The following is a 24,422-nucleotide window of genomic DNA, read 5'->3' as shown; positions in this document are numbered from 1 at the left end:
CCGGAGGAGGGATGGAAGGCAGCATGGTTACGCCCGCGTCGGCACTGGTACGCTTTTCTGGCATTCAGAAGACCTACGACGGCGAACACCTCGTCGTGAAAAACCTCGACCTCGACATCAGGAAAGGCGAGTTCATCACTCTGCTTGGCCCGTCCGGCTCGGGCAAGACGACCACGCTGATGATGCTGGCGGGCTTCGAGGTCCCGACCCATGGCGAAATCTACCTCGCCGACCGGCCCATCAAGAACATGCCGCCGCACAAGCGCGACATCGGAATGGTGTTCCAGAACTACGCGCTGTTTCCGCACCTGACGATCGAGGAGAATGTCGCCTTCCCGCTGTCCGTCCGCAAGGTCAACAAGGTGGAAGCGCAGGAGCGCGTGCGGGCGGCGCTGCGCATGATCAAGATGGAGGGCCTGGCGCAGCGGCGGCCGGGACAATTGTCCGGCGGCCAGCAGCAGCGCGTGGCACTGGCCCGCGCGCTGGTCTTCAATCCCCAGATCGTGCTGATGGACGAGCCGCTCGGCGCTCTGGACAAGCGCCTGCGGGAGCAGATGCAGCTGGAGATCAAGCAGCTGCACGAGACGATGGGCATCACCATCGTCTACGTCACGCACGACCAGAGCGAGGCGCTCACCATGTCGGACCGCATCGCTGTGTTCAACGACGGCATCGTGCAGCAGATCGACAGGCCCGACGCACTGTACGAGCACCCGGTTAACAGTTTCGTCGCGCACTTCGTCGGCGAGAACAACGTGCTCAACGGCACTGTCGAGACGATCGAGCAGGGACATTGCCGCGTCGCGCTCGCCTCCGGCGGCTCAGTCATGGCCCGGGCGGTCAACGTGGCAGGCAGCGGCGCCGCCACCTCGCTGTCGGTGCGGCCCGAGCGGATCGCCATTATAAGAAACGGAGCGGCTTGCGAGGGACCGAACCGCCTGCCAGCCACGGTGCAGAGCAGCATCTATCTCGGCGACCACGCGCTGGCCGTGCTCGAGGTTGCCGGCAACGAGGAGTTCATGGTCAAGCTTCAGCCGGGCGCACATGACGGCTTGAGGCAGGGCGAAAGCGTGTCCATCACGTTCCGCCCCGAAGACTGCCTGGCCCTCGATCCGGTGTAATCGAACCTCTTCCTCCAACCGGATCGGGCCGGGACACATCACTTCCAAACGCAAACCACATCCAAGAAGAAGGGAACGAAGACGATGCTGAAGCTCAAGATGGCACTGGGATTCGCCGCGACGCTGACCGCGGGCGTCGCTCTGGCAACAGTCGCGCAGGCGCGCGACCTCACCGTCGTGTCGTGGGGCGGGGCGTATCAGGATGCCCAGAAGAAGGTTTACTTCGAGCCGTTCAAGAAGGCGGCCGGCATCCCCATGAACGACGAGTCCTGGGACGGCGGCATCGGCGTGCTGCGCGCCAAGGTGCAGGGCGGCGCCGCAACCTGGGACGTCGTCCAGGTCGAGAGCGAGGAGCTCGCGGTCGGTTGCGACGAGGGCCTGTTCGAGAAGATCGACTACACCAAGATCGGCGGCGAGGCCGCTTATCTGCCGCCGTCGGTCAATCCCTGCGGCGTCGGTGCAATCGTGTACGATTTCGTTCTCGGCTACGACAAGGACAAGCTGAAGGACGCGCCGAAGGGTTGGGCGGACTTCTTCGACACCAAGAAATATCCGGGCAAGCGCAGCCTGCGCCAGGGTCCGAAGACAACGCTGGAGATCGCCCTCATCGCCGACGGCGTCCCACCGGCAGACGTCTACAAGATTCTGGCGACCGACGAGGGCGTCGATCGCGCCTTCAAGAAGCTCGACACCATCAAGGGCGACCTCGTCTGGTGGAAGGCCGGCGCCCAGCCGCCGCAATTGCTCGCCTCCGGCGAAGTGGCGATGACTTCGGTCTATAACGGCCGCATCGACACCGCGAACAAGAACGAGAAGAAAAACTTCGGCATGGTGTGGGACGGCGCGCTCTACACGCTCGACAGCTGGGTCATCCTGAAGGGCAGCCCGAACAAGGACGCCGCCTACAAGTTCCTCGACTTCGCCGGCAAGGCCGAGAACCAGGCCAAGTTGTCGGAGAACATCGCCTACGGCACCTCGAACAAAGACGCCGCGGCGCTCATCCAGCCGGCCGTTCTGAAGGACCTGCCGACGGCGCCTGACAACATGAAGAACGCGGTGGAGATCAATGTTGCGTTCTGGCTCGAGAACATCGACCGCCTGACCGAGCGCTTCAACAAGTGGGCAGCGAAATAACGCACCCACAAGGCTAAAGCGATGACGGAAGCGTTCCTGACCAGCGCCGATGCGCCGACCGATGTGCCGCTTAAGCGCCGCCTCAAGCGGGCGGAGCGTGCGCGCCAGGTCAAGGCATTGTCGTTGGTTCTGCCGCTTCTCGCATTCCTGCTCTTTACCTTCCTGGGTCCAATCGCCGGCATGCTCTGGCATGCCGTCGACGACTGGGAGGTGCGTCAGGTCTTGCCGCACACCGTGGCTGCGCTGGCCGGGTGGGACGGTAAGGATCTGCCCGACGAAAAGGCCTATGCGGCGCTGGCGGACGATATCCTGGCGGCGCGCGCCGCCGGGACGCTCGCCATCGCAGCCAAGCGGCTCAACTACGCGGTCAATGGCTTCCGCACCATCCTCACCAGCACGGCGCGCAATCTGAAGGCACCGCCGGAGCCCGGCACGGCCAGGGAGACGCTCGGCAAGATCAACCCGGCTTGGCGCGAGCGCGGCACGTGGGCGGCGATCAAGGGCGCCAGCGGCCCGGTGACCAGCTTCTATTTGCTGGCGGCGCTCGACCTGACGCGAAACGTGGACGGCGCGATCGTCGCCGCGCCGCCTGATCAGGCCATCTACCGTGACGTCTTCGTCCGCACCTTCACCATCAGCCTTAGTGTCACGGTGCTGTGCCTGATCCTCGGCTTTCCGGTCGCCTATCTGCTGGCGACACTGCCGGCCGGCCAGTCGAATCTCCTGATGATCTTCGTCCTGCTGCCGTTCTGGACCTCGCTGCTGGTGCGCACCTGCGCCTGGATCGTGCTGCTGCAGAGCAATGGCGTGGTGAACGACTCCTTGCGCTTTCTCGGCATCATCGATGCGCCGATGCGCCTGATCTACAACCGCTTCGGCGTCTATGTGGCGATGACGCACGTGCTGCTGCCCTTCATGATCCTGCCGCTCTACAGCAGCATGAAGGCGATCTCCCCGGCCTATATGCGGGCCGCCGCCTCGCTAGGCGCGCCGCCGCTCCCCGCCTTCCTGCGCATCTACCTGCCCCAAACCCTACCCGGCGTCGCCGCGGGAAGCCTGCTCGTCTTCATCCTGGCGCTCGGCTACTACATCACGCCCGCCCTCGTCGGCGGCGGCGCCGATCAGATGATGAGCTACTTCATCGCCCTCTACACCACCGAAACCGCCAACTGGGGCCTCGCATCGGCCCTGGGCGCGCTACTCCTGGTCGCAACGCTGCTGCTCGGCGTCGTCTACGGAAAGCTGGTGCAGGGACAGCAGGTCACGGGAGGGATGAAGAATTGAGCGGCGATGCTTCCCTTCGCACGGCCAGCCAGCGCATCGCGTGGCGCGCGACGATCATCCTCTCCACGCTGGTCTTCATCTTCCTCATGGCGCCGATCCTCGCGATCATGCCGCTGTCCTTCAGCTCCGGGTCCTATTTGACCTATCCGCTACCCGGCTTCTCGCTACGCTGGTACGACGAGTTCATCCATTCGGCACGCTGGATGGCGTCGGTGAAGAACAGCATGATCATCGGCGTTGCCTCGACGGTGCTGTCGGTCGTGCTCGGCACGCTGGCCGCGCTGGGGCTGGCGCAGTGGAAGAGCCGGTTCAAGCCGCTGGTGCTGGCGATCGTGCTGTCGCCGGTCGTGGTGCCCGGCGTCATTACCGCTGTCGGCCTCTACTTCTTCTTCGCACCGATCGGGCTGACCGGCAGCTATCTCGGCCTGATCCTGGCCCACACCGCGCTGGCGACGCCGTTCGTGGTGATCACGGTCGGCGCGACGCTGCAAAGCTTTGACATGAACCTGGCACGGGCCGCCGCGTCCCTCGGCGCCCCGCCGCTCTACGCCTTCCGCCGCGTGATCCTGCCGCTGATCCTGCCCGGCCTCGCATCGGGCGCGCTGTTTGCCTTCGCGACCAGCTTCGACGAGGTGGTGATCGTGCTGTTCATGGCCGGCCCCGAGCAGCGCACCCTGCCCCGCGAAATGTTCAGCGGCATCCGCGAGAACATCAGCCCGACCATCACGGCGGCGGCGGTGATCCTGACCACCGTCTCCGTCATCCTGCTCGCCACCATGGAAGGCCTGCGCCGGCGCAATGAACGGCTGAAAGGCAGCAGCGGATGATATGGGCAGAATGGAGTCGTAGCCCGGGTGAGCACCGGGACGGCGCCGCGGGCGGATGCCCGGATGGCGCTTCCGCCTTCGCTCGCTGAGCTACGGCGGACGAGTCGCTCCATCCTGGCTACGGGACGATAAAGCTTGATCGAGGGCCGCGGCCTCGCCTTCATCCGTGATACGCGAACAGTTCGACGGGCTCGTTGAAGCCGCGCACCGGGTGTTCGCCGACGCGTTCGAGCTCGAAATCGTTCTTCACGAGGTCGGCAAAGGCGCGGGAAAGCAACACCGTTCGTCCCAATTGTTTGGTGAGCGTTTCCAGACGCGAGGCCATGTTGACGGCAGGACCAATGACGGTGAAGTCGAGTCGGGAGCGCGAGCCGATATTGCCGTACATGACATCGCCGACATGGGCGCCGATGCCGTAATGCAGCGGCGCGCGACCGGTGACGCTGTTGTTTTCGTTCAACACCGCCATGGCCTGACGGGCCTCGCTCACGGCCCGCAGCAGGTTTGCGCCAGCCGACGGCTGGCTGAGTGGAAAGATCGCAAGCAGGCCATCGCCGATGAATTTCAGGATTTCTCCGCCATGCCGCACGATCGGCTCGGACATCGCGTCAAAATAGTCATTGAGGAGATCGATGACGTCGTCGCGCGGCCAGTTGTCGGAGATGCGGGTGAAATCGCGCAAATCGCAGATCAGGATTGCGGCGCGCACCGTGGTGCCGCTGCCGCGCCTGGTGGCACCGGCCAGAATCAGCTCGCCGGCATGCGTCCCCACATAGGTTTCGAGCAGGGTGCGCGCCAAGCGGTTCTTGACCCGGATCTCGCTGACGAGAGCCAGAACCGGCAGCAGTCTCTTCAACGTGGCGATATGCGCATCGTCGAAACCACCGGGGCGGTCGGTTGCGAAGGTGACGAGATGCTGCTTGCCGAGCGTATGGTAGAGCGGCCACGCCACATAGTCGGTCAGGCCCTTCGCCCGCATCTCGTCGTAGATGGCGTGCTTGCGCCGCTCTGACGGGTCCCGTTCGAGATGCTCGCGCACCTCGCTCGCACCGTCAAAAATTTCGTTGGCGGGACTGCCGATGAATTCGGACCGTCCGCGCACATCGTAATCGACCCGCGAAATCTCCGCCCCGCGCATCCCGTCGGCCCACATCATTCGCGCACCAAGCCATTGCGGATGGTTGATCACGACATGAAGCGTCGCCCGCTTGACCGGAATGCCCGCCTGCTGGAGTCGGACGCACATCTCCGCGAAGATATTGTCGATGAAGCGCTGATCGCGCGTGTCGTTGGTCAGCCAGTGCAACACGTCGCTGCCCGGAAGCGCAGCGGCAGGATCGATGTTTTGCGGCGCATTCATGGGGTGCTCCTCGGCCGGGACACGGATCGGTGCAGGATATGTCGTGTCTCGGGCCGGCGGCGTCAATGGCGGCCGGCGCGATCGCGGGCCAGTCGCAGGACCCACCGCCGGATGCCGGCGAGACAACCGATCCTCGCCATCGTCTGCGTGCGGCTGCCTAAGCCATCGCCGCGACAGGATTGTCGAACTTCGGCAGGGATTTCGTGCGACTACACCGCCCTGACGGTCGACAGGAATCGATCGACCTCGGCTTTCAGGCGGCCACTCTCGCTCGAAAGGGATTTCGCCGCGGCGAGGACCAGCGAGGACGCATGGCCGGTTTCGGAGGCGCCACACTGCACGTCGGCGATGTTGGAGGAAACCTGCCGCGTACCGTGCGAGGCCTGCTGCACATTGCAGGAGATTTGCTGCGTGGCCGCGCCCTGCTCTTCGACCGCGGCTGCGATGCTGGTAGAGACTTCCGACAGCTTCCCGATTGTGGTGGAGATGCCCACGATGGCCGCGACCGACGATTGCGTCGCCACCTGAATTCCCGAGACCTGCTCGCTTATCTCGCAGGTCGCCTTCGCGGTCTGCTGCGCGAGCGCCTTCACTTCCGCAGCCACGACCACAAAACCCCGACCGGCCTCGCCCGCGCGCGCAGCCTCGATGGTGGCGTTGAGCGCCAGCAGGTTGGTCTGGCTTGCGATCTCGTTGATCAGCTCGACGACGTCACCAATGCGCGCAGCCGCCTTCGACAGATCGCCGACGTTTTCCGTCGTGCTACGCGCCTGCTCGACGGCTTCGCTGGCCATCCGCGCCGATTGCTGAACCTGACGACTGATCTGGCTGATCGAAGACGACAGCTGTCCGGTCGCCGAAGCCACCGACTGCACGTTGACCGAGGCCTCCTCCGAGGCGGAGGCCACCAAAGTTGCAAGTCCCTGAGCCCGCTCCGCCGTACTCGCCAGCGTGCCGGCAGAGGCTTCGAGCTGGCCGGACGATGAGGAGACGGTCGTGACGATCGTGCCCACCGCATTCTCGAATTCGTCGGCGAGCCTCATCAGCGTGGACCGCTTCTCTGCCTCGGCGCGTTGCTCACCAGCCTGCTTTTCCTGCTGGAGGATGTGAATGCGCGCAGCATTTTCCTTGAACACCTGCACGGTTGCCGCCATCTGCCCGATCTCGTCACGCCGCAAAAGGGCCGGCACCTGGATCGCGATGTCGCCGCCGGCGAGACGCCGCATCGCGCCACTGAGCGAACGCACCGGCACGGTGATGCTACGGGCGATCGCGAAGCCGACGAGCGCGGCGAGGACCAGTGACGTCAACGACAGGATCAACATCCATTCGCTGGCGCTGGTTGCGGCCTCCGCGACCGATGCGCGGGTCGCATCCTGGGTGGTGGCCGCGGCGTGTTTGACCTCCATCGCCTCGGCTCGCATCTTTTCGCTGAGCCGGTCGATCGTGTCCGCAAGCTCCTGCCGCTTGGTCAGCGCGTTGGATAGCCGGCCAAGATCCTCCTCATAGCGCTTCAAAGCGCCGATAAGATCATCGTAGCTGTCCTGGAGCTCATCGTCCCTGACCTGGGAGGCGAACCTGGCGCCGAGTTCGGCAACCTGGGCAAGTTCGGTGCGCAGCTTCGGCTCGTCCTTGCCGCTGGTCGCGAAGCGAATGGTCAACGCCCGCGCGCCCAGATAGCGATCGAGCACGAGCCCGAAGTCGCCTTTGCCCCCTCCGACCAGATTCCCCAGCGCCTTACGAATGTCGCGATCGTTGTAACTCAGACCATCCTCCACCTCCTGGCGCAGCGTCACGCGCTCATAGAGCGTCAAGAGGTTCTCATCGACCTCTTTGTTCAGCTCCCGGATCGCGTGGACGTGCTGCTGCTGGGCGGGATCGGAGATCCGCGCGCCGAGCGCCTCGAGGTGCTTGCTGACCGCTTCCGCCCGTTGGGTGACTTCGACCTTCTTTTCCGGCGATCCGACAGCGACGAATGCGATGGCTGTCCGCTGCAGATCGCCGACCTGCACCTGCAGACGGTTTGCGCCCTCGACGATGCCTGCGGATGCCGCGTAGCCATCGAACCGCGAGGCTGTGCCTTTCACCTGCAGCCATCCGTAGCCCGCGATTGTCGCGAGCAGAACCAGCAACGTCCCGAAACCCAAATAGATGCGCAGCGTGATTGAGCCGGCACCAAGCAGTGCTGAGAAGCGCTTCATCGGCAAATCCAATCTGAAATTTCGCACGAGGCAGGATCGCCACCAAAACGGGCGATAAGTTTAGTTTGTATTCGATCACTAAATTATCGGTTAAGAGGCAATTAGAGCACGCACTTTCATTTTAATCAGCAATTTCCCAGCCACCTTGCGATCATAGATCGTTCCTCCGGAACTCTCTCTTGTTTATTAATATGTTTAGTATTTCCGGATTGTTTAGCAGTTTGCCTCGGGGGCGATTTGGCAACCGGGAAGTAAGGCTCGCGGCTTCATGCACAACTCGCTCGCCACGCATGCGAAGAGGTCCGCCGCTTGCAGCGATCTGGATCGATGGGCATCTTTGGACGGTCACAGCGACGTCATCACCGCTTCGTCGATCGTTGCTGTGGTCGCCAGCCTTATGTGAGGGGCTTATGAGGCATCTGATCAACACACCTTCGTCCGATCGCCGGTCGATCCTGAAGGGAATCGCGGCCGCGGCGATGGCGCCGCTGGCCGGGTCGGCGATGGCGGCGGAGTTGCCGAAGGCGGCGACGGGGCCGGCGGCCTCAGTCGCCACCGACCGGGCGTATTGGGACGCGGTGCGCGGGCTCTATGCGGTGACACCTGACGTCATCAACCTGGAGAACGGCTATTGGGGCGTCATGCCCGAGCCGGTGCGGCGTGAGTTCATCCGCCAGACCGACATGGTCAACTCGCAGAATTCCTATTATGCGCGGCAGCGCTCCGCTGAAGGCGCGACGCGGCGTCGACGTCGTCAAGTTCGACGTGCCGGAGCCGGCGACCCGGCAGGTCGTGCTGGACGCCTACGCAAAAGCGATCGAGGCCAACCCGAAGACGAGACTGCTGCTGCTCACCCATGTCAGCCACCGCACCGGCCTCGTGATGCCGATCGCCGAGATCGTGCGCATGGCGAAGGCCAAGGGGATCGACACCATTGTCGATGCCGCCCATTCCTGGGGACAGCTCGATTTCAGGGTGGGAGAGCTTGAGGCCGATTTCGTCGGCTTCAACCTGCACAAATGGGTCGGCGCGCCGCTCGGCGTCGGCTTTCTCTACATCAAGAAGGATCGCCTGGCCGATATCGACCGCGACATGGGCGACGAGGATTTTCCGGAAGCCGATATCCGCTCGCGCGTGCACACCGGCACTGTGAATTTCGCGACCGTGCTGACGGTGCCGACCGCGGTCGCGCTGCATCATGAGATCGGCGCGCCCGCCAAGCAGGCCCGCCTGCGCTACTTGCGCGACTACTGGGTGAGCCGCGTCCGCGCGTTCCGGGATATCGAGATCCTGACACCGGACGAGGCCGGCTCCTATGGCGCCATCACGTCCTTCCGCCTATCCGGCAAGACCAGCAAGGCCGACAATGACGCCGTGGTGGCCAAGCTCAGGGACGGCTTCAAGGTGCACACCGTGCGCCGCGCGGGCGTCGCCAAGGGGCAGTGCATCCGCGTGACGCCGGCGCTCTACACCGCGGAGACGGATCTCGACCGCCTGGTCGAGGCGCTCGCAATCATCACCGGCACGAAGGCGGGTTGAACTTCGACGGTTCTTACCGAAGCGCCTCCGCTAGATCGGATCGAAGGCGCGGATCGGCGGCAAATTGCCGGTGAACCGCTCCACCTCGATCGTCGTGAGCTGGCCGGTGCAGCCTTGCGCGAAGGACGACGTGCCGATGTCGCGCGTGAGCACGTTCGGGTTGCCGTGAACGCAGAGCGGCGCTTCGTCCTCGGGATCCATCGGGTCGTACCACGCGCCGGTCGGCAGCTGGACGACGCCGGGCGCGATGCCGTCGGTGACATGCACCGCGGCAAGGCAGGCGCCGCGTTCGTTGAACAGGCGGATGATGTCACCATCCTTGATCCCACGAGCATCCGCGTCGCGCGGGTTCATGCGCGCGACCTCGCGGCCGCGGTGTTTTGCAGCCGAGGAATGTCCGCCGAAGTCGAGCTGACTGTGCAGGCGCGTCACCGGCTGGTTGGCGACCAGGAAACACGGCGAGTCAGGCTTCGGCACGTCGGTCTTCTCGAGCCAGACCGGATGGCCCGGACAATCCGCGTCGCCGTGGCCTGCGATCTTCGCCGAAAAAATCTCGATGCGTCCGCTCGGCGTCGGCAGGGCGTGAGCGACAGGATCCTCGCGGAAGCGGCGCAGCCTGCCGCCGTCGTCGGGCTGTTGCGGCACGATCAGGCTGCCGCGCTGCCAAAATTCCTCGAACGTCGGGGCCTCGAGGCCGCGCGCTTTGAGCGAGGCGCGGGTCGGCTCGTAGAGATGCGCCAGCCACTGCCGCGCGGTGCGACCTTCCGTGAAGGGCTCGCGTGCGCCGAGCCGTTCGGCGAGATCGGCGAAGATCTCATAGTCGTCACGCGCAAGGCCAAACGGCTCGGCGATCCGGTGCATGGCGACCATCAAGGGATCGTTGGTGGAATAGCCGATGTCCTCGCGCTCGAGCGTCATCGTGACGGGCAGGACGATGTCGGCGTGCCGCGCCGTGGCGGTCCAGGCGAGCTCGTGCACGATGAGCGTGTCTACTTTCGCGAAGGCCTTGCGCAGGCGGTTGATGTCCTGGTGATGATGGAATGGATTGCCGCCGGCCCAGTAGACCAGACGGATGTCCGGATAGGTGCGCGTCTCGCCATTGTAGCGATAAAAGCTGCCGGGGTTGAGCAGCATGTCGGCGATGCGCGCCACCGGAATGAAATCGGCGACACCGTTGCGCCCCTGCCCCAGCGTCGGCCCCGGCACGTCGTTGACGCGGCGGCCGTAATAGCCGATCGCGCCGAGCGAATAGGCGTAGCCGCCGCCGGCAAGGCCGATCTGGCCGAGTGCTGCCGCCAGCACCATGCCCATCCACACCGGCTGCTCGCCATGCTCGGCGCGCTGCAGCGAATGGGAGACGGTGATGAGCGCACGCCGTCCGGCAAGGCGACGAGCAAGCTTGCGGATCATGTGCGCATCGACGCCGCAGATCGCGGCGGCCCATTCGGCGCTCTTGGCTCGCCCGTCGCTCTCGCCGGTCAGATAGCGCAGGAAGACCGGCCACCCTTCGGTGTAACGATCGAGGAAAGCCTGATCGTGCAGGCGTTCCTCGACCAGCGTGTGGACGATGCCGAGCATCATAGCGGTGTCGGTGCCGGGCACGCATGTCATCCATTCGGCACCGGCCTCCGCGGGCAGATCGTCACGCAGCGGGCTGACAAGGACGAACTCGCAGCCGCGCCGGCGCGCCGCTGCCATGGCGCCGCGCTCGACGTGCTTGCTGATCGAGCCACCGGCCACCATGGAATTCTTCAGCGCCATGCCGCCGAACGCCAGCACGATTTCGGTCTCGATCGCGATCTGCTCCCAGCTGACGTTGCGCTTGGTGATGTCTTCATAGCCCGCCAAAATCTGCGGCAGCAGCACCGAGGACGCGCCCGAGGAATAGGTGTTGACCGAACGGACATAGCCGCCCATCGCGACGTTGAGGAAGCGATGAACCTGGCTCTGCGCATGATGGAAGCGGCCCGCGCTCGACCAGCCATAGGAGCCGCCGAACACAGCCGAGGGGCCGCGCGTGTCGCGGATGCGCGTCAGCTCGTCCCCTAATAAGTCGAGCGCCTTGTCCCAGCTGACGGAGACGAATTCGTCACGGCCGCGGCGATCGTCGGGGCCGGGACCACGCTCGAGCCAGCCGCGCCGGATCGCGGGCCGAGCGATTCGCGCCTGGTGGCGGAGCGCGCCGGGAAAATTGCCGATGATGCCGTTCGGATCAGGATCCCCCGCGTACGCCCTGACTTCCAACCCGGCCTCACTGTTACGCGCCGAGAACACGCCCCAGTGCGAAGTATGCGGCCTGAAGCCGTCCGACAGGTCGAGGCCGGGATCCGGGAAGCCAATTGTCTCGTTCATCGCTTCTTCCTCGTCGTGGAGCGCTGCTCGGGTCCGCTCCGGTCGTAACTATCGAGACTGTATAATGATCCGCGCCGCCGAGGGGCAGCGCATTGCCCCGCGGTTCCGCATGCCGGCAATGCAGGGATTGGGCCGCTAACATTTGCCTTCGTTGCGGTTGTGCGAGCGGTGGTATCTCCGCGTTGCTTGCGCTCGAGAGGCGCGGCTCAATGTAAGCTCGTGGACGAATGGAGCGGATCGTGGCTTCCGATTTTCACTTCACGACGAAGCCGTGAGCGAACGGATCGCGATCGTCGATGAATATCGTGTTGATGCCGGTCATGCGGGCCCAGCCGGCAATCGAGGGGACGATCGCGTGCCGGTTGGCGACCATGACATTGGCCTCGACCCGTCCCTTGAACAGCGAGCCGATGATGGACTCATGTACGAACTCGTCGCCGACCTTGAGCTTGCCTTTCGCGGCGAGCTGCGCCATGCGCGCCGAGGTGCCCGTGCCGCATGGCGAGCGGTCGATGGCCTTCTCGCCGTAGAAGACGGCGTTGCGGGCGTGCGCCTCCGGTTTCGTCGGCCTGCCCGTCCACTGGATGTGGCTGAGACCTTTGATCTCCGGGTGCTCGGGATGGACGAACTCATACTTCTCGTTGAGCGCAGCACGTAGGCGCGGCGACCACCGCACCAGGTCGGATGCCGTGTGGTCGGCCATGTCGCGGAAATTCCTTTGCGGCTCGACGATGGCGTAGAAATTGCCGCCATAGGCGACATCGACGACGATTTCACCAAGACCATCGACCTCGGCCGTCAAGCCCTCCGCGTAGAGAAAGCCCGGGACGTTGGTGAGCCGCACCTCCTCGACGAAGCGGCCTTCCTGCCGGTAGGTGATATCGACCTTGCCGGCCGGCGCATCGATCGACAGCTTGCCGGGTTCACGCGGCGTGATGAGGCCATTCTCGATGCCCATCGTGATGGTTCCGATGGTGCCGTGACCGCACATCGGCAGGCAACCTGACGTCTCGATGAACAGCACTGCAACATCGCAATCGGGGCGCGTCGGCGGATAGAGGATGGAGCCCGACATCATGTCGTGTCCGCGCGGCTCGAACATCAGACCGGTGCGGATCCAGTCATATTCGCGCAAGAAATGGGCCCGTTTTTCAAGCATGTTCGCGCCTTCCAGGCGCGGGCCGCCACCGGAGACGAGACGCACCGGATTGCCGCAGGTATGCCCATCGATACAGGAGAAGGTGTGGGTAGCCATGCTCAGAATCTCCGAGGCGAGAAGGGAGAGAGGTCGATGGCGGGTGTTCGCCCCGCGACGAGGTCGGCGACGAGCCGGGCCGTGCCGGCCGATTGCGTCAGGCCCAGATGACCATGGCCGAAAGCGTAAGTAACGCGCGATGTCGCGCGGGCATGGCCAATGATTGGAAGGCTGTCGGGCAGCGAGAGACGGAATCCCATCCATTCGATGCCCCCGTTGGTCTTTAAACCAGGAAGGAAAGTGCTTGCCTTGGTCAGCATGGCGCGGGAGCGGCCGAAATTTGGAGGCAGCGAAAGACCGCCGAGTTCGACTGCGCCGCCGACGCGGATGCCTGTCGAAAGGCGAGAGACGACGAAGCCGTGCCCTCCAAACGTAATCTGCGTGCGCAGGTCGAAGGCATCGGTCGGGAGCGTGGTGTTGTAACCGCGTTCGGTTTCGAGCGGGATGCGCTCGCCCAAGGTATGGACCATCTTGTGCGAGAAAGCCCCTGCCGCCACAACCGCACGATCCGCACGGTGCGTCCCGCCAGCAATCACCTCGACGCCGTTCTCGAGCGGCCGCAATGCGGTCACTTCTGAACGTTGGATGATCCCGCCATCGGCAGCGAAACGATCGGCGAGAGCTAACGTGTAGAGCTTCGGATCAGATATTGAATACCAACCTGGGGTGAACGTGCCGCGAGTGAAACGCGGGGCAATGCCAGGCTGGATGTCCGCCATCTCCGCCGCTGTCATGTGATGGAATGCGATTCCATGGTCGGCGCGCGCCTGCCACCCGGGCAGAGAGGCACGGAACTCAGCCTCATTTTCATAGACTTGCAGGTTACCTTCCTTGCGTAGCATGGCAAGCGTTCCCGTCTGCCGCAGGAAAGGCTCAAGTTCGGCTTTCGACAAGTCCATGAGCGATGTCTGCGCCGCTGTCGATTGAGCCACACGGCCGGGGGCGCAGGCCCGCCAGAAGCGGAACATCCATGGCGCGATCCGCAGCGCATATGCGGGCGGGATCGAGAGCGGCCCAAGGGGGTCGAGTAGCCATTTCGGCGCCTTGCGCAGAACACCGGGCGAAGCGAGCGGCAATATGTCGGTAAAGGCGAATGCGCCCGCGTTGCCGGCTGAAGCACCCGCAGCGGGACCTTCCCGGTCCAGGACGATAACGCGATGCCCCTGGGCCTGCAGGGCCAGCGCGGCAGACAGGCCGATGACACCTGCTCCGATCACGATCGTGCCGGGAACTGCCGTGTCGGACATCGTCTGCTCATTCAGCTCCCGTGGGAGGGTTTACCAAGCTTGCCGTCAGGCCGCGTACTTTTGCGACGCGCCGAGATCTTTCGACCATTGGGCGTACCAAGTTTCGAACAGCTTCAGCTGGGCCTCGACATAGCCGCGCTGGCTGTCGGTCAGGGCGTCGGTCTCGTTGAAGTGAAGCCTGTACTCAGGGTTACCCTTCAGCACCATCATGTGCTTGAAGTAAAGCACGAGGTCCGGACCTTCGTCGAAGGAGGAAAGGACCGCTAGCGCGCTTTCCAGCTCCAGCGCACGCCGGCGCGCTTCGGGGTCACCCTTCGCGGCTGCCTGACTGAGCGCGACCAGGTGCAACACTTCTTTCGGCAAAACGCAGCCAATGCCGGTGATGGCGCCGGTCGCGCCGCAGTTCACGTAGCCATGGAACACGTTCGTGTCGACGCCGATCATCAGCGACACATCGACATCGCGGCTGGTGATGTTCTCGGCCGCATAGCGCAAATCCGCCGCGCCGCCGAACTCCTTGAAGCCCACGAGGTTCGGATGCTCTTCACGCAGGGCGAAGAAAAGATCTGCTCGCGTCGCGAAGCCGTAATAGGGGCTGTTGTAGATCACGGCCGGGAGCTGCGGCGCAGCCGCGAGGATCGCCTTGAAGTGATGACGCTGGGCCGTCACCGATGGACCACGGGACAACACACGCGGTATGACCATCAGACCATGCGCGCCAACTTTCTGAGCATGTGCGGCGTGAGCCACGGCCTTGGCGGTGTTGACTGCGCCGGTGCCAGCAATGACCGGCACGCCAGCCTTCACCAGCCGCTCGACGCCTTCCATACGCTCTTCATCGCCAATGAGCGGCCAGTCACCCATCGAGCCGCAATAGACGACCGCCGACATGCCGGCGGCGATCAGCTCCTTCCCCTTGCGAACGAGGGCTTCGAAGTCGGGTTGGCGCTCTGCGGTGCAGGGTGTCATCAAAGCCGGAATGCAGCCGGAAAAGATCTTTGCGTTCATTTGAAATCTCCTTGGTTTGCCGTTTTTCCGGACCGCGGGTCCGGCAATTTTGCCCCGAGCATATCACTTGTATTTTATTTGTCGACATCAAGAATGCACGCGCGCACACGCGAGACGACAGTGGGTGAATTGTTGAGCTTTGGGAATAACTTACAGCGCGATGCGCTGTCGGCGGTCGCGTCCGATCATCTCCTGAATGTGCCGAACAATCTGGTCGGCATGGGCGGAGGCCAACTGGTCCGCCTTCTCAACGTCGCGGGCGTCGATCGCAGCGATGATATCCTCGTGCTCGAGCACGTAGCGGCGGGGCAGTTGATCGTCGAACGACGAGTAGTATATGCGCAGGATTCGCCGGCCTTCATCGAGAAGCCGGCCGAAAAGACTGATGTAATAGGGATTGCGCCCCGCCTCAGCGATGGCCGCGTGAAAATTGCGATTCGTGGCGATCATGGCGAGCGCATCGTGCGCGTCCACGGCACGGGTGAACTCGGCCTGACGCGCGCGAATGACTTCAAGGTCCGCTTCCGTACGACACTCGGCGGCCAGCCGTGTTGTCACGCGATACATCAGCGTGAGCGCGTCGAAGAAAGTGTGGAGGTTGAGGAAGTCGATGTTCGACACGATCGTCGAGCGATTTGGCAGCGCGGTGACCAGCCCCTCACCGGCCAACCGCACGAGCGCTTCGCGGATCGGCGTGCGCGACATTGAAAGCCGTTCCGCCAACTGGACCTCGTCGATCGGGCTGCCGGGCGGCAGGATGAGATCCAGAATCTCGTCGCGTAGGATGTCGTAAACCAATTTAACCCCTTCACCGCGTTTACGGTCGGTTGAAGGAACGATCGTCCTGTCGATCATGCAGCACCCTCTTGTCGACACGAAATATAGTGGCCCACTGGCGGGTGGAGCAACATGCAATGAAGACGGGGCTCCGGAGACAGCAAAGGAAAGCGACTCGCATCGATGCGTCCGATGTGGCCGGACCAGCTCTCGCAATGCGATCGCTCTTTCACGATGAAACTCAGCGACAAGGCCGGCATGCGGCTTCCGAGGAGTTCGAGCTCCCTGCGGAAAATGATATCCTGCGGCCGGCGTGCGCAGTTGACGAAAGCAACATCCGTACCTGGCGCAGAGTCCGAAAACCATCGCAGCATCGACATCATCGGCGTCGTCGCGCAACAGCGGCGCCCGCAGCGCTCGGAACTGACCGTTGGCATCGATCCGGAAGCGCGCCGGCAAGCCCGCCGCCTCGCATTTGGTCCAATGCTCAACCATCTCGGGGGCGATTTCGCCGCCGGAGATACCGGTAACATTGGGAGCTTCAGGATAGGTCTTGCAAAGCTCAGGATGATTGGCGACGCAATGATAGCACTCGCGATTGTTCTCCCATACGAGCTTCCAGTTGCCCTTTTCGATGATGGTCGGTTCATGGGCGACCTTCGCGTCGACCAGGCGGTGAGGAGCGAAATACGGCTCCATCAAACTGCGAAACGGCTGCAGGTCCGCCGGCTCATCAGCCAGGCAGATGAAGATGTAACCAGCTATCGCCTGGCAGGCGACAGGCTTCAGCGAGTGGGTGGTGCGGTCGAAATCGTCGGCCATATGGCGCGCGAAGAGCAGCTCGCCGTCGAGATCGTAGGTCCACTGGTGATATGGACATACCAGCCTGGCTTTCGTGCCTCTTTCGGTCGAGCAGATTCTGCTACCGCGATGGGCGACACGTGTTGTGGAACGCTCTGATCTCTCTCCGGGAGAACTTCCCCTGAAGCCGAGGAGCTAACCGGCATTGAGTCGCCGCAATTCTCTGAACTTCTGCTGACTCAAGTATGATGCCGCTGCGGCGTGAGAGTCGAAGCGGTACGGCGCTTCACTTTTTCGATCTCTCCCTCCCGGCTACGGCAACCTTTCCGCAGCGAACGCTTGAGCGCCGCCGTGCGAGGCTCGCCACGGAGCGCATATGGGCCATCATCGCCTCTCCTATCGAAACCTGGAAGCTAAACGACGTCGATCCGCTCGCCTACCTGACGGACGTTCTCGCCGGGATCGCCGAGGGCCATCCAAACAGGGTGAGATGCCCCCCTGCTTCCGTGGGCCTGTTGCCTGTCCCGGCCCGAGGTTGAAGCTGAGCGATACGGCCGGAATTGCGCCTGGTGAGAGATCGCAAGCGGCGACTAGGTGCCGTCAGCGTCGCCACCGCCGACAGCGGAAGCAGCCGGGCGGCACGCCGACGTTGCGCGAGAGGAATCGGTTGAAATAGGCCGGGTCATATTCCGGTGCGCCCGCCGATCTGGTTCACGGTCATGTCGGAATAGGCAAGTTGCGCTTAGTCTCGGTGAGCAGACGGTCGTTGATCAGCACCGGCGAGGCTCAAACTGCATCAAAAGTGATTCCAGAGCCAATATCGCAGGCCGAATGACACTTCATTCATACATGTCAAACTTGCATATCTACATGCACAAGTATAAGTTGCATACATCGCGAGCTTCGCTATAAAGTGACAGCAACAAAAGAGAAGAAAGCGCGTGCCGTAAGGTTGGACAAAACCAAACAAGGAACAAGCCGAGAGAATGCAACTGACTTGTTTAGAACATCGCACGAAGGTCACCCTTCTCCAGGGCGCAATTGATGGGAACGCTGGTGATCGTCAGGAGATGTCGGCGAATGCCCTACGTCGCCTCACTCATGAGAAAGGAAATGACAGTGAAAGCCGGTGGTGGGCGCAGGAAGGACTGATGGACGATCGCTAAAGTTAGCCGATTGGCCATCGAAATGTGGGATATTGCAGCATGACCGTCCTTACTCGTGATCCTTGTTGTCGGGGCCACCGGTTTCGGGGGGACGACGGAGAGGATTGTCGCACGGTTTGGCTGCATTTCTGATTTCCTTCGAGTCGTCGGATGATCGAAGATCTATTAAGCGGCTTATGAGATGATCGTTTCCCGCGGCTGTGCGCCTGCAATCCCAATAGTTTGGCGCGAACTTTGCCGGCAATATCCAGAAGCGAGCAGCTGGCAGTCGCTTTCGTGTGACGATCACGAACAAACTCCGATCACATGACGTGCGCTGCGACCGCAATTCTGGTTGCTGTTGCAGACGTGAGAGTCGGGCATATCGATGGGCCATGACCACGATCGATTTGCTTGACATGGCGAGGAGCGAGCATGACCTGCGGCATGGTCAGGCTACTCTCCGGGGAAAGTCATCATGAGAAATCCGTATTCAGTAGCACACCTGACGGCTCTAGGACTCCCTCCACCTCAGTTGATCGAAGCAGCAAGCGATGCTGGTTACGAATATGTGGGCCTGCGGCTCAACCGGACGACACCAGAGGAGCCATTGTACGATCTGGTCAATGATCGAATGCTTATGAGAGAAACCAAGGCGAGCCTCGCAAGGTCCGGAATAGAGGTTTGGGACATCGAGGCGGCGCGAATGGATCCCTTGCGTGATCACCTGCACTACCGGGCGTTTCTGGAAGCCGGCGCTGAACTCGGAGCCCGGCGCGTCCTTGCCCAGTTGCCCGATCCCGAAAAAAGTCGCGCGGTTGACCGGTTCGGGGCGTTATGTGACATGGCCAAGCCACTCAATCTCAATGTCAGTCTTGAGTTTGTCTCGTGGACGGAGACACCGAGTCTGGTCGAGGCCGCTCGCATCGTACGCGAGGTTGATCGTCCTAACGCCAGCATTCTGCTCGACGTGCTGCACTTTGACCGTTCTTGCTCCGATCTGACTTTTCTGAGGGCGCTCCCGCCCGAATGGTTCGGATGGATTCAGGTTTGCGACGCTCCAGCAGATCATCCATCTGATCCAGAAGAAGCTATCTATACGGCACGGTGCGAAAGACTTGTTCCCGGTGAAGGAGGAATAGACATAAAAAGCATCCTCGCTTGTCTACCAGAGGGCATTGTCTATTCGCTTGAGATACCCAGCGAGCCATCCGTAAAGAAGGTCGGATTTCGTGAATATGTTCGCCGAGCGTTAGATGAAACCAAGTTGCATCTGGAAGACGATCGGCTGTCCAACCGTCATTTCAACCAGCCTGCAAGACGTTAGTGCAACTCTCGCTGCCGAGATCAATCATGTTGCTGCATGCGCAATCGGAAACGAACTGCCCGCGAGCATCTCACCGTGCATCATGACAATGGCAAGGGTACGATGGTGCCTCAGCAATTCAAAGTGACGTCAAGGCAGTAGAGAGTGCAACGAATGCGCCATGAACGGATGCTCGAGTGTGATGTGCTGGTGCTTGGCTCCGGCGCAGGCGGCTTGTCGGCGGCGGTGACGGCCGCGACGTATGGCCTGCACGTGATAGTTATGGAGAAGGAAGACGTCTTCGGCGGCACAAGTGCCTGGTCGGGGGGCTGGATGTGGATTCCTCGCAATCCGCTAGCCACGCGAGCAGGCATCCGGGAGGAGATCGATGCGCCACTCACGTACCTGAAAAGCGAATTGGGAGCGCAATTCGATGCAGCCAAGGCAAACACGCTCCTTGAACGTGGTCCTGAAATGGTCGACTTCTTCGAACGTCACACCTCGCTTCGTTTCATTGATGGCAACCGCATTCCGGATTTCCACACCACGCCTGGTGCGGCGACAGAGGGGCGCGCGGTCTGTGCCATGCCGTTCGACGCGCGTGAACTTGGCCCGTTGATCGACAAACTGCGTGAGCCTTTATCGGTTATTACGATCAAGGGCATGGGGATTGCGGCTGGGCAAGACATCACGCACTTTTATCGAGCGACGCGCTCGATGAGTTCTGCCCTCTACGTGACCCGTCGACTGCTTGCATTTGCTTGGCATAAGCTTCGGTACGGACGTTCGATGCACCTCGTCAACGGCAATGCACTGGTGGCCCGGCTGCTGAAATCGGCGGTTAATCGCGGGGTCGACCTGCGCACTCGTGCCCGCGGTGTTGCCTTGCTGAGGGATGGCCGCCGTGTGACAGGAGCAACCGTAGTAGTCGCCGGTAGCGAGTATGAGGTGCATGCGAGGCGCGGTGTTGTGCTCGCCTGCGGTGGCTATCCACATGACGTAGAAAGAAGGGCTCGGACCTTCGCCTATACGCCGTCTGGGCTTGACCATTGGTCTGCGGCCCCACGCACAAATACCGGAGACGGCATACGCCTTGGGGAGTCCGTAGGCGGTCGCTTCAACAACACTCTTGACGCTCCCGCCGCATGGACACCCGTCTCGTTGGTTCCTCAACGCAGGGGCGGCGCGGATATCGTCTTTCCGCATTTGATCGACCGCGCAAAGCCTGGCGTGATTGCGGTGACGCGCGCCGGCAGACGTTTTGTCAATGAAGCCGAGTCATATCGAGACTTCACATCCGCACTGCTGGCCGCCACGCGTGACGGCGAAGAGGTCTGCGCTTGGCTGATCTGCGATCATCGTTTTCAGCGGCGATACGGCCTCGGCTTCTCCAAGCCATTTCCGTTTCCAGTCGGCCCATATCGGCGCTCGGGATATCTCGTACAGGCGGCTACTCTGGGTGAACTGGCGACGAAATGCGGCATCGACCCGGAGGCGCTGAAGAGCACGGTGGAAACCTACAACAAGCACGCCAGGGAAGGAACTGATCCCCTGTTCCACAAGGGCTCGACACCGTACAACCGAGCGCTGGGCGATGCCGAACATCAGCCGAACCCGTGTCTTGCCGCGATCGAAAAGGGCCCCTATTACACGGTCAAATTGTTGCCCGGCAGCCTTGGCACGTTCGCCGGATTGGCGACCGACACCGATGCGCGGGTGCTAGACGAGAATAACTGCGCCATTCCCGGCCTCTACGCAGTAGGTAACGACAGCGCCAGCATGATGGGTGGCTTCTATCCGAGCGGCGGGATAACGCTCGGTCCGGCGATGACGTTTGGATATCTCGCTGGCGTTGCGCTCTCCAAGACGAAGGTGACGCCGCAGGGCGCTTGCGCCGCTGAGGAAAACGCGTCCGCCTACAGCCCAGTTTGATCTCAATCGCGAAGTGGAAAGACCAAACATGAAGAATGTTGTCATCAATTCCCGCCAGCTGAACATGCCGAAACTCGGCTTGGGTACGTGGCCTATGGTAGGCGAGGACTGCACCAGGGCCGTGCTTCAGGCACTGGAAGTTGGATACCGTCACGTGGATACCGCGGCGGCTTACAAAAACGAAGATGCGGTAGGTCGAGCGCTCGTCGAATCCGGCGTGCCGCGCGAAGATATCCATGTGACAAGCAAGGTCTGGTGGGACAAGTTGGCCCCCACAGACATGCGTCAGTCATTTGACAATACGCTCCGCGCGTTGCAGAGCGATTACGTGGATCTGTTTCTGATTCACTGGCCGGCAAAAGACTGGGACATGGCGCGCACGATCGAGACGCTAATCTCGCTCAAAGAGCAGGGGCGGGCGCGCAACATTGGCGTAGCAAACTTTCCCTTGCCACTGCTGCGCCAGGTTGTTGAGGGGATGGGTGCTCCCTTGGCCGCCATACAGGTCGAGTATCACGTCACATTGGGCCAGAGAAACTTGCTTCAATTCGCCCGTAAACACGACATGGCATTGACTGCTTACAGTCCACTCATGCGTAGCAAAGCGCCCCAAATACCGGAGCTTGTTCGCATCGCCGAGAAGCATGGGGTGCTTCCGACCCAGGTGGCACTCAAATGGCTGCTCGATCAACCGAATGTTGCCGCCATTCCCAGAGCCAGCAGTAAGACAAACCAGTTAAGCAACTTGGCATCGTTTAATGTGCAACTCGACGATGAGGATCGCGCATTGATTGCTTCCTTGCCGAAAGACCAGCGGGTGGTTAGTCCGGAGTACGCACCACAATGGGACCCGCCGGTCTGATCTGCGTCCCGAGCGGCCTCGGCAGCGATCTGGCAGTTGGGTACAATGAATTTGGGATTCATTTACGCGCTGATTGCTTTCACGATCTGGGGGCTTTTCCCATTCTATTTCAGATTGCTGGAGGTTATCCCGCCCCTCGAAGTGCTTGCGCACCGGATGGTATGGTCACTTTTATTCGTAGCCGTAGCGCTTGCGGTACGTCGTGACAGTCGTTGGTTCGTCACAGCGCTTCGCGAGCCAAGCAACTTGGTGCGCTTCGGAGCATGCGCTGCACTGCTGTCTGCAAATTGGGGCCTATATATCTGGGCGGTCAACACCGGCCGCATCGTCGAGGCTAGCCTCGGATATTTCATCAATCCGCTCGTCAGCGTGCTATTCGGGCTTGCGTTCCTACACGAGCGTCTGCGGGGTCTGCAGTGGGGGGCGATCGCCATCGCAGTAGCGGGCGTCCTATGGCTTACGTGGGAAAATAGTACGCTGCCATGGATCAGCCTCGTGCTCGCAGTCACGTTCGGTGCATATGGCCTGTTGCGTAAGACCGCGCAGCTCGGCCCACTCGAGGGGCTCGCATTGGAAATCATGCTGCTCTTTCCCGCCGCGTTTCTCTATTTGCTATGGCTCGCAGCGCACGGCGATAGCCATTTCGGCAGCGTGCATGCCGGCATGCAGCTGCTGCTGGCCGCAGCCGGTCCCGTGACGGCAATACCACTGTTGCTGTTCGCGGCGGGAGCTCGCCGCATCCCGTTGTCAACACTGGGGATCATGCAATACGTAACACCTACGCTGCAGCTGCTACTCGGCGTATTTGCTTATGATGAGCCATTCGGTCGCGTGCAACTCGTCGGTTATGGCGCGATTTGGATAGCGCTTATGGTGTTCTCGGTCGAAAGTCTCTGGCGTCGCGAAGCGAAGTAAGTGGCGCGGACGCGCCGACCTTTGAGGAGCGAGAGAGCAGCGTTGGATATCTTCTGCAAGACAGAGGGTCTTCGCGCCGAGCACGCGGTCCTCGTTCAGCAGGAACGTGCATTTCTGATGAAGCTCAAACAACAACTTAAAGCGCGGTGACGATTGATCCCAAGCTCACCGCGCCACAGTAGCCGATGTCATGGCTATCCTTGGCGATCCGGTCCTTAGCGATCTAGTTGGCCTGGCCGTTTAAAGAGCTGAACCGTGCGCAAGCTTGTGCTCCAACCATCCGAAGATGCAATAGTCGGAAGTCACGAAGTTTTCGATCTCCCTCCCGGGGGTCTGGATCATCCGCGGTGTGACCAATTCCAAATCAATGTGCGCCACCATGCAATCAGCCTGCAATCTGATTGCCTCCGAAAGGCTGACGATGCCGCGGCCACCACGAGAATCTGGCGTTCTACCAACTGCAAGCGACGCGCCGACACCGCACCCTCGTCCAGTACTCCCGCAGCCTCCGTCATCCAGCCCACCGATGCCAGATTCCGCGCCCAATTCCAAAGGCCGCCGTCGCAAACCGCCGCAGCAAGGCGGCGATCGGATGCAGCGAAATCAGTAGCCAGAATTGCCGACAATCCTTCTCCGTAGACGCCGATCCGAGTGGCATCAATGTCGGACCGAACCGGCAAGTAATCCAAACAACAGGACAACAAGATCTCCGATCGGCCGTGCGAGTGATTTGAGAGGTCGTCGTGAGAGATGACGAGAACCGAGATGCCCCGACCAGCTACCACGGCAAAAGCCTTCCGAGCAGCGTCGCTCCTGTTTCTTGCTCCATGCTGATGCAAATCACCGCGGGAGCGCGTGAAGGGAGAGTACTGGCGGGCAAGTAGTAAGCTGGAAACTCGGCTTGATCGCCGCACGCAATCTGTACCCGCTCTATCTTCTGCTCATGAGATCGTTCGAACCGCCGAATGCCGGACTCAACTTTTGCCGAAACGTCTCCGCTTTGGTGATCGTCTTCACCAACTAGCCGCCTGGCAACCTCAAAGGCGGTTAGCGCGCGATGTTCATATTGGCGGTGGCCATGCACGCTCTCTGGAAACGGCGCCCCTCGGCGATGCGCGCTGCGCCTGAAGGATTGAAAGTTCAAAAATAACGCCGGTTCTTTCTTCCTCGTCCAACACACCATGCCGAGCGAAGAACGCGCAGTTCTTCATCCGGATTACACACATCGGCTCGTTTACTCCGACCATTATCGGCATCCTCGATGACGCATGCGATGGGCGAGAGATAACATCCCGCCGTGCAGCCTACCTGCGTTGATCGCGACATCGTGAGGGCGGAAAATTGACAGGCCTGCTG

The 24,422-nt window shown here is 61.8% G+C and carries 16 protein-coding genes and 3 pseudogenes; 9 read left to right on the top strand and 10 right to left on the bottom strand.

Going from position 1 to position 24,422, the window contains the following annotated elements; translation table 11 throughout:
- Nucleotides 1–11: 11 nt before the first annotated feature.
- From QA640_RS10965 to QA640_RS10950, 4 genes are all read left to right on the top strand, one after another.
- Entirely contained in the window at nt 12–1,121 is a 1,110-nt protein-coding gene (locus tag QA640_RS10965; protein WP_283040654.1) for an ABC transporter ATP-binding protein, read from the top strand.
- 84 nt (nt 1,122–1,205) lie between these two features.
- The gene (locus QA640_RS10960) at nt 1,206–2,255 is read left to right on the top strand and encodes an ABC transporter substrate-binding protein (protein WP_283040653.1); all 1,050 of its coding nucleotides are present in this window, start codon (nt 1,206–1,208) and stop codon (nt 2,253–2,255) included.
- A gap of 21 nt (nt 2,256–2,276) precedes the next feature.
- The gene (locus tag QA640_RS10955) at nt 2,277–3,539 is read left to right on the top strand and encodes an ABC transporter permease (protein WP_283040652.1); all 1,263 of its coding nucleotides are present in this window, start codon (nt 2,277–2,279) and stop codon (nt 3,537–3,539) included.
- On the top strand, nt 3,536–4,366 hold the full coding sequence (locus QA640_RS10950; protein WP_283040651.1) for an ABC transporter permease: 831 nt from the start codon (nt 3,536–3,538) through the stop codon (nt 4,364–4,366). Before QA640_RS10955 ends, QA640_RS10950 begins: the two co-directional genes overlap by 4 nt.
- Before the next feature lie 160 nt (nt 4,367–4,526).
- Here QA640_RS10950 and QA640_RS10945 read toward each other — a convergent pair whose 3' ends face one another.
- On the bottom strand, nt 4,527–5,726 hold the full coding sequence (locus tag QA640_RS10945) for an adenylate/guanylate cyclase domain-containing protein (protein WP_283040650.1): 1,200 nt from the start codon (nt 5,724–5,726) through the stop codon (nt 4,527–4,529).
- A 209-nt stretch (nt 5,727–5,935) separates the two neighbouring features.
- Complete coding sequence (locus tag QA640_RS10940) at nt 5,936–7,927, bottom strand: methyl-accepting chemotaxis protein (RefSeq protein WP_283040649.1); 1,992 nt, start codon at nt 7,925–7,927, stop codon at nt 5,936–5,938.
- Nucleotides 7,928–8,635: 708 nt separating this feature from the next.
- Between QA640_RS10940 and QA640_RS10935 the strand changes: the two genes are divergently transcribed.
- On the top strand, nt 8,636–9,466 hold the full coding sequence (locus tag QA640_RS10935; protein ID WP_283040648.1) for an aminotransferase class V-fold PLP-dependent enzyme: 831 nt from the start codon (nt 8,636–8,638) through the stop codon (nt 9,464–9,466).
- Between the two features lie 30 nt (nt 9,467–9,496).
- On the opposite strand, the gene QA640_RS10930 is transcribed toward QA640_RS10935, so the two are convergent.
- From QA640_RS10930 to QA640_RS10900, 7 genes and pseudogenes are all read right to left on the bottom strand, one after another.
- On the bottom strand, nt 9,497–11,818 hold the full coding sequence (locus tag QA640_RS10930) for a molybdopterin guanine dinucleotide-containing S/N-oxide reductase (protein WP_283040647.1): 2,322 nt from the start codon (nt 11,816–11,818) through the stop codon (nt 9,497–9,499).
- A 253-nt stretch (nt 11,819–12,071) separates the two neighbouring features.
- Nucleotides 12,072–13,073, bottom strand: a complete 1,002-nt coding sequence (locus QA640_RS10925; RefSeq protein WP_283040646.1) for a 4-hydroxyproline epimerase — start codon at nt 13,071–13,073, stop codon at nt 12,072–12,074.
- 2 nt (nt 13,074–13,075) lie between these two features.
- A complete protein-coding gene (locus QA640_RS10920) occupies nt 13,076–14,320 on the bottom strand; it encodes an FAD-dependent oxidoreductase (protein WP_283040645.1) in 1,245 nt (414 codons plus the stop codon).
- A 45-nt stretch (nt 14,321–14,365) separates the two neighbouring features.
- Nucleotides 14,366–15,328 (bottom strand): dihydrodipicolinate synthase family protein, encoded by a 963-nt coding sequence (locus tag QA640_RS10915; RefSeq protein ID WP_283040644.1) that lies wholly within the window; start codon nt 15,326–15,328, stop codon nt 14,366–14,368.
- A gap of 150 nt (nt 15,329–15,478) precedes the next feature.
- Entirely contained in the window at nt 15,479–16,183 is a 705-nt protein-coding gene (locus tag QA640_RS10910; RefSeq protein WP_283040643.1) for a GntR family transcriptional regulator, read from the bottom strand.
- 74 nt (nt 16,184–16,257) lie between these two features.
- Nucleotides 16,258–16,494 (bottom strand): annotated as a pseudogene (locus QA640_RS10905) (hybrid-cluster NAD(P)-dependent oxidoreductase); the annotation flags it as partial.
- Between the two features lies 1 nt (nt 16,495).
- A pseudogene (locus tag QA640_RS10900) lies at nt 16,496–17,069 on the bottom strand (aromatic ring-hydroxylating dioxygenase subunit alpha); the annotation flags it as partial.
- 1,460 nt (nt 17,070–18,529) lie between these two features.
- Here QA640_RS10900 and QA640_RS10895 point away from each other — a divergent pair.
- The 4 genes from QA640_RS10895 (at nt 18,530) to rarD (ending at nt 23,066) form a co-directional block, all read left to right on the top strand.
- Nucleotides 18,530–19,378: a TIM barrel protein gene (locus QA640_RS10895; RefSeq protein WP_283040642.1), complete on the top strand. Its 849-nt coding sequence runs from the start codon at nt 18,530–18,532 to the stop codon at nt 19,376–19,378.
- A gap of 153 nt (nt 19,379–19,531) precedes the next feature.
- Entirely contained in the window at nt 19,532–21,289 is a 1,758-nt protein-coding gene (locus QA640_RS10890) for an FAD-dependent oxidoreductase (RefSeq protein WP_283040641.1), read from the top strand.
- Nucleotides 21,290–21,317: 28 nt separating this feature from the next.
- Nucleotides 21,318–22,151, top strand: a complete 834-nt coding sequence (locus QA640_RS10885) for an aldo/keto reductase (RefSeq protein WP_283040640.1) — start codon at nt 21,318–21,320, stop codon at nt 22,149–22,151.
- Nucleotides 22,152–22,196: 45 nt separating this feature from the next.
- Nucleotides 22,197–23,066, top strand: coding sequence for an EamA family transporter RarD (gene rarD, locus QA640_RS10880; protein ID WP_283040639.1), 870 nt, complete (start codon nt 22,197–22,199; stop codon nt 23,064–23,066).
- Between the two features lie 1,160 nt (nt 23,067–24,226).
- On the opposite strand, the pseudogene QA640_RS48305 reads toward rarD, so the two are convergent.
- Nucleotides 24,227–24,292, bottom strand: a pseudogene (locus QA640_RS48305) (dihydroneopterin aldolase); the annotation flags it as partial.
- Between the last annotated feature and the right edge of the window lie 130 nt (nt 24,293–24,422).

The organism is Bradyrhizobium sp. CB82 (assembly GCF_029714405.1).
Classification (GTDB): Bacteria; Pseudomonadota; Alphaproteobacteria; order Rhizobiales; family Xanthobacteraceae; genus Bradyrhizobium.
This window is presented reverse-complemented; position numbering and strand designations above follow the sequence as displayed.